General features: G+C 70.6%; 9 protein-coding genes. 5 read left to right on the forward strand and 4 right to left on the reverse strand.

Annotation, left to right across the window (positions count from 1 at the left end):
* Positions 1-113 precede the first annotated feature (113 nt).
* The 3 genes from AB0F13_RS19500 to ssd are packed head-to-tail and all read right to left on the reverse strand — an operon-like array spanning position 114 to position 3333.
* The gene (locus tag AB0F13_RS19500; protein WP_362083429.1) at positions 114-1040 is read right to left on the reverse strand and encodes a type II secretion system F family protein; all 927 of its coding nucleotides are present in this window, start codon (positions 1038-1040) and stop codon (positions 114-116) included.
* Positions 1037-2194 (reverse strand): TadA family conjugal transfer-associated ATPase, encoded by a 1158-nt coding sequence (locus AB0F13_RS19505; RefSeq protein ID WP_362083432.1) that lies wholly within the window; start codon positions 2192-2194, stop codon positions 1037-1039. Before AB0F13_RS19505 ends, AB0F13_RS19500 begins: the two co-directional genes overlap by 4 nt.
* Positions 2191-3333 carry a septum site-determining protein Ssd gene (gene ssd / locus AB0F13_RS19510; RefSeq protein WP_362083435.1) on the reverse strand — a complete coding sequence of 381 codons (1143 nt, stop codon included), beginning with the start codon at positions 3331-3333 and terminating at the stop codon, positions 2191-2193. The genes AB0F13_RS19505 and ssd overlap by 4 nt, the downstream gene beginning before the upstream one ends.
* A gap of 418 nt (positions 3334-3751) precedes the next feature.
* Here ssd and AB0F13_RS19515 point away from each other — a divergent pair, with 418 nt between their 5' ends.
* Complete coding sequence (locus AB0F13_RS19515) at positions 3752-4651, forward strand: HAD family hydrolase (protein ID WP_362083438.1); 900 nt, start codon at positions 3752-3754, stop codon at positions 4649-4651.
* A gap of 372 nt (positions 4652-5023) precedes the next feature.
* Here the strand turns inward: AB0F13_RS19515 and AB0F13_RS19520 are convergent, their stop codons facing one another.
* Entirely contained in the window at positions 5024-5845 is an 822-nt protein-coding gene (locus tag AB0F13_RS19520) for an oxidoreductase (protein WP_362083441.1), read from the reverse strand.
* 101 nt (positions 5846-5946) lie between these two features.
* Between AB0F13_RS19520 and AB0F13_RS19525 the strand changes: the two genes are divergently transcribed.
* The 4 genes from AB0F13_RS19525 (at position 5947) to nhaA (ending at position 13829) form a co-directional block, all read left to right on the forward strand.
* Positions 5947-6939, forward strand: coding sequence for an ATP-binding protein (locus AB0F13_RS19525; protein ID WP_362083444.1), 993 nt, complete (start codon positions 5947-5949; stop codon positions 6937-6939).
* Positions 6940-7755: 816 nt separating this feature from the next.
* Positions 7756-10074, forward strand: a complete 2319-nt coding sequence (locus tag AB0F13_RS19530; protein ID WP_362083447.1) for a SulP family inorganic anion transporter — start codon at positions 7756-7758, stop codon at positions 10072-10074.
* 169 nt (positions 10075-10243) lie between these two features.
* The gene (gene acs, locus AB0F13_RS19535) at positions 10244-12223 is read left to right on the forward strand and encodes an acetate--CoA ligase (RefSeq protein WP_362083450.1); all 1980 of its coding nucleotides are present in this window, start codon (positions 10244-10246) and stop codon (positions 12221-12223) included.
* A 208-nt stretch (positions 12224-12431) separates the two neighbouring features.
* The gene (nhaA, locus tag AB0F13_RS19540; protein WP_362083453.1) at positions 12432-13829 is read left to right on the forward strand and encodes a Na+/H+ antiporter NhaA; all 1398 of its coding nucleotides are present in this window, start codon (positions 12432-12434) and stop codon (positions 13827-13829) included.
* The last annotated feature ends 79 nt before the right edge of the window (positions 13830-13908 follow it).

Below are 13908 nucleotides of genomic sequence, written 5' to 3' on the forward strand. Positions count from 1 at the left end.
CACCCGGCGTCGCGCCGATCTGCTCCGGCGGGACTCGCTTCCCACAAGCGCCACACATAACACTGCGACCACGGCCAGAACCGCCGCCCACAGGCTGTGGACAAGCCCCCCGCTCACCCCGTCCGCCCTCTCCCGGGCCCTTCCGCGGCCCGTACGATCCGTCGCGTCCACGCGATACCCGCGCACTCGAGCAGCCCGCCGAGGACAAGGCAGCCAAGCCCGGCCGAGGTGTGCAGCAGCACCCGCAACGGTGCGGCACCGAGCGCACTGCCCATCAGAAGGGCGAGCACGGGCAGCAGGGCGAGCATGGCGGCGGTGGATCTCGTTCCCGCCAACTGGGCACGCAGCTCGTCACGTTGATCCCGCTCGGCGCTGAGAGCCGCAGCCACCCGTTCCAGCCCCGCGGCCAGACCCGCTCCTCCGTCGACCGCCACCCGCCAGCAAGCCGCCACGCCATGGAGGCCCTCGGCTCCCGGCTGGAGACCTGCTTTCCGCAACGCCCCCGGCACGTCCCCGCCGAACCTCGCAGCCGCGGGCACGGCCGGCCAGCCCGGGCCCAGCTCGACTCCCGTCAGCCCTGCCACCGCCTCACCGGGCTGCCGCCCCGCCCGCAGCTCGCCCGCGACAGTGCCGCACATCTCGATCACGGCGCTCTCCCGTCGCTCCCGTTCACGCTCCCGCCGCCGGAGCACAAGCCACCGCCGTACGAGCGGCACGGCCAGCGCCCCCGCGATCAACGGCAGGACCGACTCCCCCAGCAACGCGACGCCACAGCCGATCGGCAGACAGGCCAGCTCACGCCGCTCCCGCCCCCACCGGCACAGGCCCTCGGCCCACTCCCCCACCCGGGCGGACAGAGACGGACCACCATCAGGTCCTGCCCCGAACCCGACGCCGCCGCCGCAGGCCAGCAGTAGCCTGGCCCGCCGCACCTGGGGTCCCGGCCTCGCCCACAGCCCGGCCAGGGCGAGGGCGCAGAGAAGCAATGCCACGCCCCAGGCCGCGCCCTGCGGCACCGGAGTCGGCAGCCAGCCGGTCATGAGAGACCCCCACCGCGCTCGCACAGTGATGCCAGCCGGTCCCATCCGGGGGCACGCTCAAAGCCCTCCGCGCTCCACACGGCTGCCGGCACGGTCGTCACGAATCCGGCCCCGCCCCGGTCCAGAACATGTACTTCCGCGATACGCCGCCGCCCGCTGTGGTCGCGCGCCAGATGAATCACCACCGACAACGCGGCCGCCAGCTGGCTGTGCAGCGCCGCCCGGTCGAGGCCCGCGGAGGATCCCAGCGCTTCCAGCCGGGCAGGCACGTCGGCCGCCGCGTTCGCGTGCACGGTGCCGGAGCCGCCTTCGTGCCCCGTATTGAGAGCCGCCAGCAGATCGGTGACCTCCGGTCCGCGCACTTCGCCCACGACCAGCCGGTCCGGGCGCATGCGCAGCGCCTGCCGCACCAGGTCCCGCAGGGTGACCAGACCGGTGCCCTCCTGATTGGCGGGCCGGGTCTCCAGCCGCACCACATGGGGATGGTCCGGGCGCAGCTCGGCGGAGTCCTCGGCGAGCACGATCCGCTCGTCCGGCGCGACGAGCCCCAGCAGACTGGAGAGCAAGGTGGTCTTGCCCGAACCCGTACCGCCGCTGATGACGAACGACAGCCGGGCGTCCAGCACCGCGCGCAGCAGGCGCTGTCCGCCGGGCGGCACCGTGCCCGCGGCCACCAGTTCCTCCAGCGAGAAGGCGCGGGGGCGGACGACCCGCAGCGACAGGCACGTCGAGCCGACGGCCACCGGAGGCAGCACCGCGTGCAGGCGCGTGCCGTCCGGAAGACGCGCGTCCACCCAGGGCCGGGCATCGTCCAGCCTGCGCCCGGCGATGGCGGCGAGGCGCTGCGCGAGGCGGCGCACCGCCGCCGCGTCGGGGAAGGACACCTCCGTGCGCTGCAGGCCCGTTCCCCGGTCCACCCATACCCGGTCGGGCGCGGTGACCAGCACATCGGTGACATCGGGCTCCGCGAGGAGCGGCTCCAGCGGGCCGGCGCCGATCAGCTCGGAGCGCATTCTGGTCGCGACGCCCAGCACCTCGGCGTCCCCGAGCAGACGTCCCTCCAGGCGCAGGGCCTCCGCGACCCGCGCGGGCGTGGGATCGGCTCCGCTTTCCGCCAGCCGCAGGCGCACCGCGTCCAGCAGCGCGGTGCTCATACCGGCACACCTCCCTCTTCGGTCAGTGCCCGCGCCCAGAACTCCGCGCTGAAGCGGGCCAGCGGCCCACGCTCGCCACCACCCGGCGGCCGGCCGGCAAGCAGCGTGCCCGACAGGCCTGGTTCCGGAGGGAGTTCGCCGACCAGGGGCAGCCCGAGAAGGTGGGCGATCTCCTGCCCGTCGAGTCCGTGGCCGAACGGGCCGCGCACCACTGCCCGGAGATCACCGAGCATCATTCCCAGCATCGAGGCGACCTGGTGTGCGGCCGCGACCGCGCGCAGTTCGGCAGGCACCACCAACAGGCCGACATCGAGTTGTTCGAGGGCTTCCACGGCGGTCTCGTCGAGCCTGCGCGGCAGGTCCACGACCACCACGCCGCCACGTCTGCGGGCGGCGGCCAGCACGGCCCGCATCGCTTCGCGCGGAACGGCCGCGCAGTCGCCCCGGTCCCAGCTCAGGACGCGCAGGGAGTGCAGCTCGGGCAGGGCCTCCTCCAACGCGCGGCCGGCCACACGGCCCCGCGAATCGGCGAAGGCGGGCCAGCGCAGCCCCTCGGTCCTCTCCCCGCCCAGCAGTACATCGAGCCCGCCGCCCAGCGGGTCGCCGTCGATCAGCATCGTGCGCTGTCCGGCGCGGGCGGCCCCCACGGCCAGGGCGCAGGCCAGCGTGCTCGCTCCGGCACCACCCCGGCCACCGATCACCCCGACGGTGATCGCCGGGCGTCCCACGCCCTCCACGGCGTCGGCGATCCGGTCGACCAGCCAGCTCTCGCCGTCAGGCAGCAGTGTCACATTGCGGGCGCCGATGGCGACGGCCCGGCGCCAGACACCGGAGTCGTCGAGATCCTTGCCCACGAGCACCACCCCCTCCCGGCGGGCGGCGCTCCCCAGGCGGGTCGCACAATCGTCACCGACCAGGACGAGTGGCGCGCTGTCCCAACTGCCCCTGTGCGCGGGCGCCCCATGAATGACCTCGGGTACGGCTCCGGCCGCCGCGCACAGTCTCAACAGGTCGTCGAGCAGTCCTTCGTCCTCCGTGACGATCAGCGGGCCACTCTGCCGTGTGTCCCTGGAAGTGGGCCAATCGGATGTGTTGGATCCGGTCACGGTCTCCTCCCCTCTCACTACGCGCTCTCGCATCCGCGAACATCGCGGAACTCGCGGGGAATCACCGTGCAGCGAACTGGGAAATCGTGTGGATCTTGGTCAAAAACTGTGGACAACTCAACGGATGTGAATATCCCGCTCACCTATACCGGTGACTTCCGGAGAGCAGCGTGCTGATTACCCTGCGTAACAGGTATGAAGGGTGCAAGGCCTGCGCCCGAGCGGGCTCACGAAGGGGAGGAAGGCTCGATGGCAACGCCCGAAACGCATCCGGACATGCGACGACCCCCGCCGGGGGGGAGAGCGGGGGTCGTCCCCACGGCCGACTCGGGGGGGGAGGAGTCGGGCCGGGTTAGACACGGTCGCGAACGATCCGTGACTTCCATGGTGTACCCGAGAGCCTTCTCAGGCAAACCCACACGCCACAGCTTACGCCGAATGGAGGGCCCCTATGCTCGGCGGAGTGGAAAACCACTCCTTGCCTCGGACAGCCGCCTTCTTTGATCTGGACAAGACGGTCATTGCGAAGTCGAGCACGCTCACCTTCAGCAAGTCCTTCTACCAAGGCGGCTTGATCAACAGGCGTGCCGCGTTGCGCACCGCCTATGCGCAGTTCGTCTTCCTGGCCGGCGGAGCCGACCACGACCAGATGGAGCGGATGCGCCGGTATCTCTCCGCCCTCTGCCGGGGGTGGAATGTCCGGCTGGTCCGCGAGATCGTCGCCGAGACCCTCCATGAACTCATCGACCCGATCATTTACGACGAGGCCGCCTCGCTCATCGAGGAACACCACACCGCCGGCCGCGACGTAGTGATTGTCAGCACCTCGGGAGCCGAGGTCGTCGAACCCATCGGCGAGCTCCTGGGCGCCGATCGCGTCGTCGCCACCCGCATGATCGTCGAGGACGGGGTGTTCACCGGAGAGATCGAGTACTACGCCTACGGCCCGACGAAGGCCGAGGCCATCAGGGAACTCGCCGCCTCGGAGGGATACGACCTGGCGCGCTGCTACGCCTACAGCGATTCCGTGACCGACATCCCGATGCTGGAGTCGGTCGGCCATCCGCACGCCGTCAACCCGGACCGCGCACTGCGGCGCGAGGCTGTCGCCCGTGACTGGCCCGTGCTCTCCTTCAACCGACCCGTCCGGCTCAAACAGCGCTTTTCCTCCCTGCCCATGCCCTCCCGCCCGGCCCTGGTCACAGCCGCCGCGATCGGTGCGGCCGCTGCCACGGCGGGGCTGATGTGGTTCGCCAGCCGCCGCCGCACATCTGCGTCCGTATTGCCGGTGTTTGCGGCTAAAAGCAAAGAACTGCGGCTTGGGCTTCCGCTTCCGCCGCGACAGGAGTAGAAATGACTTAACGGCCCGCGAGACCAGGGACATCCGAGAGGACGCCCTTCACGCACCAAGGCCCCACGGACCGCGCATGAAAGCCGAGCACCCACGCGACGCCGACCCGTCGATTACGGGCCAGCCGCACCAGGTGACGGGCGAAGTACCCGGCCTGATGGGCAAATTTCGTGCACGCATGGTAACCCGGCGGACGTGCCAGCGGCGGTACCCGAGCTGTACAGGTACCGCCGCAACCCTTTGTCCGCGTTGTCCGCGCGCGGGCCACCCTCCGGTGCAGGCACGATGCCCCGCAATTCAGGCGCGCCGCACTATCGCTTCGGCGCGGTGAACGATGACCTCAGGCCCGGTCACCGCCGCCCTTGACCCGCCTCAGGCCGCACCGCGCTGGAGCGCCTCGCACACCGCGGTGCTCTCCCGGACGCCGAGCTCCAGGGCGCGGCCGCAGTGCGCGATCCACGCCGCCATCCCCTCCGGCGTTCCGGACACGTAGCCCTCGAGCGCCGCGACGTAGGCCGCCCGGCCCAATTCCGCGTGGCCCACTTCAGCCGGGCATATCGACTTCGGGTCCAGACCACTGCCCACCAGGACGATCCGCTCGGCGGCCCGGGCGACCAGGCCGTTGTACGACCCGAACGGCCGCAGGGCGAGCAGCTCTCCGTGCACCACGGCCGCCGTCACCAGTGCCGGTGCGTCGCTGCCCGCGATCAGGAGCCCGGCCAGCCCTTCGAGCCGCCCCGACACCTCGTCCGCCGTCGGCACGGGCAGTTCGATCAGAGGCTCCGCCACCGGCTCGCCCGGCAGTCGCGGCCGCCCCACCGACTCGTCCGGGCGGTCCCGCCCGGCAGCCACCAGATGCAGTCGGGCCAGCACTCGCAACGGCGACTGCCGCCAGACGCTCAGCAGTTGGCCCGACTCGGCGGTCAGCCGCAGCGCGGCACCCACCGTTCGCGGCTCACCCTCGCTGCCGAAGTCGGATCGGCGGCGCACCTCCTCGAGCGCCCAGTCGGCACCCGAGAGCGCGGCCGAGCCGCGCGCGCCGCGCAGTGCGGCCTCCGAGGTGACCTCATTGCTGCGGCGGCGCATCACCCGGTGGCCGTACACCCGGTCCACCGCCTTGCGTACGGAGTCCACGGAGTCGGCCACGCCCGGGAGCGAGCCCAGAACGGCAAGCGGATCGGCTGTCGTACTCATGGGTACGACACTACGCACTTCGGCTCTACACCCCTCGAAAGAGTGGTCCTCTTCACTCACGACTCTCACTCAACGCACCCTCGCACCTACTCTTGGTGAACATGAAGATCGCTTTCGTAGGGAAGGGTGGCAGCGGCAAGACCACGCTGTCCTCTCTGTTCATCCGCCACCTCGCCGCCACCCACGCCCCGGTCATCGCCGTGGATGCGGACATCAACCAGCACCTGGGCGCGGCGCTCGGGCTCGACGAGGCGGAAAGCGCCGCGCTTCCCGCGATGGGCGCACAGCTGCCCCTGATCAAGGAATACCTGCGCGGTGCGAATCCCCGCATCGCCTCCGCGGAGACGATGATCAAGACGACACCGCCGGGAGAGGGCTCCCGCCTGCTGCGCGTCGGCGAGGACAACCCGGTCTACGAAGCGTGCGCCCGCACCGTTCAGCTGGACGACGACGCGATTGTGCGGCTGATGGCAACGGGCCCCTTCACGGATTCCGATCTCGGTGTCGCCTGCTACCACTCCAAGGTCGGCGCGGTCGAGCTGTGCCTGAACCACCTCGTCGACGGCCCCGGCGAGTACGTGGTGGTCGACATGACGGCCGGCAGCGACTCATTCGCCTCCGGGATGTTCACCCGCTTCGACATGACCTTCCTGATCGCCGAGCCCACTCGTAAGGGTGTCTCCGTCTACCGCCAGTACAAGGAGTACGCGCGGGACTTCGGCATCGGCCTGAAGGTGGTCGGCAACAAGGTGCACGGCGCGGACGACTTGGACTTCCTGCAGGCCGAGGTCGGCGACGACCTGCTCACCACGGTCGGGCACTCGGACTGGGTGCGTGCGATGGAAAAAGGCCGGCCGCCCCGGTTCGAGCTACTGGAGGAGGCCAACCACCAGGCATTGCGCACGCTGCGAGAGACGTCCGACGGTACATACGAGGGGCGGGACTGGCAGCGCTACACCCGTCAGATGGTGCACTTCCACCTGAAGAACGCGGAGAGCTGGGGCAACGCGAAGACGGGCGCCGATCTGGCGGCTCAGGTCGACCCGGCCTTCGTGCTGGACGAGCGGCTCCTGGCTGCCCCCCAGCCCGCCTGAGCCCGGCGAACCGCGCCCAGCCCCTTCGGGCCTTGCCCACCTCCGGCTTGCGCCGCCTGGCGAGGAGTGGGGGTCCTGGGCATCGAGCCGGTCCGCCAGATGCTTCAAGGACACACAGCGCACCTCGGTGAACGGTAGAGCTTCCTCTTCTCCACGCGGAGCAGGTAGACGGCGCTGAGGAAGTACCTCATGGTCGCGTGGTCTTCTTCCCGGCCGCGCGAAAGCGGGAAACAGCTTCTACTGGTCCTCGCCGGAGCGCCCGGGGAGAAGACCACGAACTGCGGGGCCTCTCGCCCGGCGCCAGCCGCTGCGGCGCGGGCCGCCCCAGTTGGGGGCCGCTATCGGCTGTGGAGCCGTCACCGATGAGCCGGGCTGAGCGTCCGGGCCGACCGCCCCCTGCCCGATACCGCCCGTCACCGCCAGGGCCCGGCCCTCCGGAGCAGCCGACGGCGCCCGACGTCGGGGCCAGGGCCGGCCACGAGGCCGCCCCACCCGAATCTCCATGCTGCAGCCACCGGCCACCTCGCCCTCAGGCCTGCTCAGCCGGGTTCGAGGGCACGCGGGCAAGCACTCAGCTGCGGCCGACCTGGCACGGGCCCAGGTAATACAAAACACAACAAACGCATAGAAATGCATATTCACTCAATCGAAGGAAGCAGGCCAGCAGCTCTTCGCCAACCCTTTACTCTCCATTACGATCCGTTTACCGAGAGTTGAGAAACACCCCGCCATCGCAGCCGCTCCCGCCGCTGCACGCCGTGACCCACGTGCGCGTTCCCGCGCGCCCGCGCCGCTCCGACGAAGACGGGAACGACCATGCACGCTCAGCCGACTCAGACGAACCGCCTGCCTTCAGCACCAGGACAGGACGCTGCCCCCGAACCGGACGGATGTGCGCGTTCGGGCTGGCGGAGGCACCTGTCCGCCTCCATCGCCATCTTCCTGATCGCCGTTCCCCTCTCCCTGGGGGTCGCGCTCGCCACGGGAGCACCGCTCCAGGCGGGCCTGGTCGCGGCCGCGGTCGGCGGCATCGTCGCCGGCCTGCTGGGCGGTGCCCCACTGCAGGTCAGCGGGGCTGCCACCGGCCTGGTGGTGGTGACCGCCGAGCTGGTGCAGCGCTACGGCTGGCGGGCCACCTGCGCGATCACCGCCCTCGCCGGCCTGGCCCAACTCGCGCTCGGTGCGGCACGGGTGGCCCGCGCCGCGCTGGCGATCAGCCCGGCGATCGTGCACGGCATGCTCGCCGGCATCGGCGTCACTGTCGCGCTGGGCCAGTTGCACGTCGTGCTGGGCGACAGCCCGAGCCTCTCCGCGCCGGAGAACCTCAGAGCGCTGCCCTCGGAGTTCATGCACCTGCATCCACCGGCGCTGATGATCGGCGCGGTCACGGTAGGCGTCCTGCTCGCCTGGCCCCGCCTGCCCGGGCGGGCGGGTCGCTGGGCCCGTCTGCTCCCGGCGCCCCTGGTTGCCGTGGCCCTCGCCACGGCAGCGAGCCTGGGCATGCCCCTTCCCCGGGTCTCCCTGCCGGACTGGGAGGTGCAGGCGCTGCCCACGCTGCCGGACGGGCCGGTGCTCGGGATCTTCGCGGCCGTTCTGACGGTCACGCTCGTCGCGAGCATGGAGTCTCTGCTGTCCGCCATCGCCATGGAGCGACTGCGCGCCGAGCGTCCTGGCGAGCTGGCGGCCGCCCCCACCGAGCTGGACCACGAGCTGACCGGACAGGGCGCGGCGAACGTGGTGTCCGGTCTGCTGGGCGGACTGCCGATCGCCGGCGGGGCGATCCGCGGCTCGGCCAACATCGCGGCGGGTGCCAGATCCCGCACGTCCACTGTGCTGCACGGCGTCTGGGTGCTGGTGTGCGCGGGGCTGCTCACGGCCGTGCTGGAAATGATCCCGCTGGCCGCACTGGCCGCACTGGTCATGGCGGTCGGCGTGCGGATGGTGAGCTTCGCCCACCTCAAGCATGTCCAGCGGCACCGCGAGTTCCCGACGTACGCGGCCACGCTCGGGTCCGTGGTGCTGCTCGGCGTGTTGCAGGGAGTGGCGGTGGGCGTCGCGGTCGCCGCCCTTCTCGCGCTGCGTCGGCTCACCCACACCGGGATCACCGTCACCGAGGAACAGGGCTGCCACCGCGTGCGGGTCAACGGGCAGCTGACGTTCCTGGCGGTGCCCAGGCTGAGCCGGGCGCTCGCTCAGGTGCCGGACGAGGCGAACGTGGTGGTCGAGCTGGGCGGCTCGTTCATGGACCATGCCGCGTACGACGCACTGCAGTCCTGGTCCAACGCCCACCGCTCGCGCGGCGGGTGGGTCACCCTCCGGGGCCGCTACGGGCGCCCGGTCGCCGAGCCCGTCAGCACCCACGCCTGCCGCCCATGGACGCCCTGGCGCAACCACCACTGCACCCGGCCCGCCGGGTCCGGCGCCGGACCCGGCGGCGGGCGGCAGCTGCTCGGCGGGGTCAGCGCGTTCCAGCGCAACACCGCCCCGCTTGTCCGCGAGGAGCTGGCACGGCTCGCCCGTGAGGGCCAGCGGCCCAGCCAGCTCTTTCTGACGTGCGCCGACTCCCGGCTGGTGACCAGCATGATCACCTCCAGTGGGCCCGGCGATCTGTTCACCGTGCGCAATGTCGGCAATCTGATGCCGCCGCCCGACAACGACGGTGGTGGCTGCGATTCCGTCGGGGCCGCCGTGGAGTACGCCGTGGAGGTGCTGAAGGTCGCCAGCATCACCGTGTGCGGGCACTCCGGGTGCGGTGCCATGCAGGCCTTGCTGGACATCGCCGCTTCTCCCGCCGGCCAAGGGCTCGCGCCGGACGGCCAGACCCCGCTCGCCCGCTGGCTGCGCCACGGCCGGCCCAGCCTGGCCCGTATGCAGCGGATCGGCCGGCTGGGCCGCGGAGAGGTGGCGCTCGCCGACCGGCCCGTGGCGGACGACGTCGAGCGGCTGGCGCTGGTCAATGTGATGCAGCAGCTCGATCACCTGATGGCTCACTCCCGCGTCGCCCGGCGCGTGGCCGAGGGCTCGCTGCATCTGCAGGGCATGTACTTTCATGTCGCCGAAGCCCAGGCCTATGTCCTCGACCAGCGCTCGCGCACCTTCAGTGCCGTCCGCCCGGAGGTCCTCGACGCGGTCTGAGACCGGCCGCACCGGCGCGACCAGGCGCCACACCACCCCCTCTGACCTCGGACAACCCTGGCGATGAACAGGTCTAAACCAATAGTTGTCCACAGCCCTTGTCAGGCTGTGCCCCGGCCTGATGAGCTATGGCCGGGACGCAACGAGTCCCCTGGGAAAGGGAGATGTCGTGAGCAACGAAAGCCTGGCCAACCTTCTGAAGGAGGAGCGCCGCTTCGCACCGCCTGCGGGCCTGGCCGCCGAGGCCAACGTCACCGCACAGGCGTACGAGCAGGCGCGGGCTGACCGGCTGGGCTTCTGGGCCGCGCAGGCCCGCCGCCTGAGCTGGGAGACCGAGCCGACCGAGACCCTGGACTGGTCGAATCCCCCGTTCGCCAAGTGGTTCGCCGACGGCAAGCTCAACGTGGCGTACAACTGCGTCGACCGCCATGTGGAGAACGGCCTGGGTGACCGGGTGGCCCTGCACTTCGAGGGCGAGCCGGGCGACACCCGGTCGATCACCTACGCCGAGCTCCAGCGTGAGGTCTCCCGGGCCGCCAACGCCCTGACCGAGCTGGGCGTCCAGGCCGGTGACCGGGTCGCCATCTACCTGCCGATGATCCCCGAAGCAGTCGTCTCGATGCTCGCCTGCGCCCGTATCGGCGCCCCGCACTCACTCGTCTTCGGCGGATTCTCCGCGGACGCCCTCGCCACCCGCATCAACGACGCCGACGCCCGCGTCGTCATCACCGCCGACGGCGGCTACCGGCGCGGCAAGCCCTCAGCGCTCAAGCCCGCCGTCGACGAGGCCCTCACCCGTCCCGGCACCGAGAACGTCCGCAGCGTGCTCGTCGTCCGCCGCACCGGCCAGGAGGACGTCGCCTGGACCGAGGGCCGCGACGTGTGGTGGCACGACCTGGTCGAGCGCCAGTCCGACCAGCACACCCCCGAGGCGTTCGACGCCGAGCACCCGCTCTTCATCCTCTACACCTCGGGCACCACGGGTAAGCCGAAGGGCATCCTGCACACCACCGGTGGCTACCTCGCCCAGGCCTCGTACACCCACCACGCCGTCTTCGACCTCAAGCCCGAGACGGACGTCTTCTGGTGCACCGCCGACGTCGGCTGGGTCACCGGCCACTCGTACATCGTCTACGGCCCGCTGAGCAACGGCGCGACCGAAGTGCTCTACGAGGGCACCCCCGACACCCCGCACCAGGGGCGCTGGTGGGAGATCGTCCAGAAGTACGGCGTCACGATCCTCTACACCGCTCCCACCGCGATCCGCGCCGCCATGAAGTGGGGCGACGACATCCCGGCCAAGTTCGACCTGTCCAGCCTGCGCATCCTGGGTTCGGTCGGCGAGCCCATCAATCCCGAGGCCTGGATCTGGTACCGCAAGCACATCGGTGCCGACACCACGCCCGTGGTCGACACGTGGTGGCAGACCGAGACCGGCGCCATCATGATCAGCCCGCTGCCGGGTGTCACCGAGACCAAGCCCGGCTCCGCGCAGGTTCCGCTGCCCGGCATCGCCGCCACCGTCGTGGACGACGACGCCCACGAGGTGCCCGACGGCTCCGGCGGCTACCTCGTCCTCACCGAGCCGTGGCCGTCCATGCTGCGCACCATCTGGGGCGACGACCAGCGGTACATCGACACCTACTGGTCACGCTTCGAGGGCCGCTACTTCGCGGGTGACGGCGCCAAGAAGGATGACGACGGCGACATCTGGCTCCTGGGCCGCGTGGACGACGTCATGCTGGTCTCCGGCCACAACATCTCCACCACCGAGGTCGAGTCCGCCCTCGTCTCCCACCCCAAGGTCGCCGAAGCGGCGGTCGTCGGCGCCAACGACCCGCAGACCACCCAGGCGATCTGCGCCTTCGTCATCCTGCGCGGCACCGCCGAGAGCGCCGCCGCCGAAGACGAGGAGGGTCTCACCGAGGAGCTGCGGGCACACGTCGCCAAGCAGCTCGGCCCGATCGCCAAGCCCAAGCGCATCATGCAGGTCGCCGAACTGCCCAAGACCCGCTCCGGCAAGATCATGCGCCGGCTCCTGCGCGACGTGGCCGAAAACCGCACCCTCGGCGACGTCACCACGCTCACCGATTCCTCGGTCATGGACCTCATCCAGGCCAAGCTCCCGTCCTCCTCCACCGAGGACTGACCACTCCGCAGCAGGCCCGCACGGCCGCTACGGGTGAAGGGCACCCGGCGTGACGCCGGGTGCCCTTCACCCGTTCCGGCTAGAGTAAGTACCTGTCGCGTAAAGATCGCGACAAGAATCAAGGGCGCGCCGGGAAGTCTGGTCGGCACACAGGACACGTGTACGCACGTGCACGCAGTCGACAGTCGAGCCCAGGAGGTCCACCACCGTGGCCGCGCCCAAGAACCGCCGTTCCGTCTTTCTCGGCAGGCTCCCGCTGCCCGAGCGGAACTTCCTCGCGGACGCGCTGCGTACCGAGACCGTGGGCGGCGTACTCCTGCTGGTCGCGGCCGTCGCGGCCCTGCTGTGGGCCAACACCCCGCTGCGCGAGAGCTACGAGTCCGTGCGCTCCTTCCACATCGGCCCCACCGGCCTCGGCCTGAATCTCTCCCTCCAGCACTGGGCGGCCGACGGCCTGCTGGCCGTCTTCTTCTTCGTCGCCGGTATCGAGCTCAAGCGCGAGCTCGTCGCGGGCGAGCTGCGCGACCCCAAGGCCGCGATCCTGCCCGTCGTCGCCGCAGTCTGCGGAATGGCCGCACCCGCACTCGTCTACTTCACCGTCGCCTCCAGCGGAAACGGCTCGCTGGCCGGATGGGCCGTACCCACCGCCACCGACATCGCCTTCGCCCTCGCCGTGCTCGCCGTCATCGGCACCGCACTGCCGTCGGCACTGCGTGCCTTCCTGCTGACCCTGGCCGTCGTCGACGACCTCTTCGCGATCCTGATCATCGCGGTCTTTTTCACCTCCGCCCTCGACTTCGCCGCCCTCGGCTTCGCCGTGGTGGGCCTGGTGGTCTTCTGGCTCCTACTCCGCAAGGGCGTACGCGGCTGGTACATCTACGTGCCGCTGGCCGTCGTCAACTGGGCTCTGATGTACAACAGCGGCGTCCATGCAACCATCGCCGGTGTCGCCATGGGACTGATGCTGCGCTGCACCCGCCGCGACGACGAGCAGCGCTCCCCGGGCGAGCACATCGAACACCTCGTACGCCCCTTGTCGGCAGGGCTGGCCGTGCCGCTGTTCGCGCTCTTCTCGGCAGGCGTCGCGATCTCCGGTGGTGCGCTGTCGGACGTCTTCACCAGGCCCGAGACGCTCGGTGTCGTACTCGGCCTGGTCGTGGGCAAGGCGATCGGCGTCTTCGGCGGCACCTGGTTGGCGGCCCGCTTCACCAGAGCGGAACTCAACCCCGACCTCAAGTGGCCCGACGTCCTGGCCGTCGCCTCACTGGCCGGCATCGGCTTCACGGTGTCCCTGCTGATCGGTGAGCTCGCCTTCGCCGCCGACACGGTTCTCGTCGGCGAGGTCAAGGCCGCCGTGCTGGTCGGCTCGCTGATAGCGGCGGTCCTGGCGAGCACGCTGCTGAAGCTGCGCGACAACAAGTACCGCAAGCTCTGCGAGGAGGAGGACCGGGACGAGGACGAGGACGGCATCCCGGACATCTACGAACAGGACAACCCGGCGTACCACCTCCGCATGGCCGCGAAGTACGAAGCGAAGGCGGCCACACACCGCAAATTGGCGGAAGTCGCCTCGCAGCGCACCACCCAGGGCGACGGTCCGGCATGATCTGAGAGTCTTTACACCTGCGGTGCCATGCCCGGAGACGGGAGACCGGGAGACCGGGGCCCGGAGGACGACGTTCCGC

It is taken from the genome of Streptomyces sp. NPDC026206, assembly GCF_040638465.1.
GTDB lineage: Bacteria > Actinomycetota > Actinomycetes > Streptomycetales > Streptomycetaceae > Streptomyces.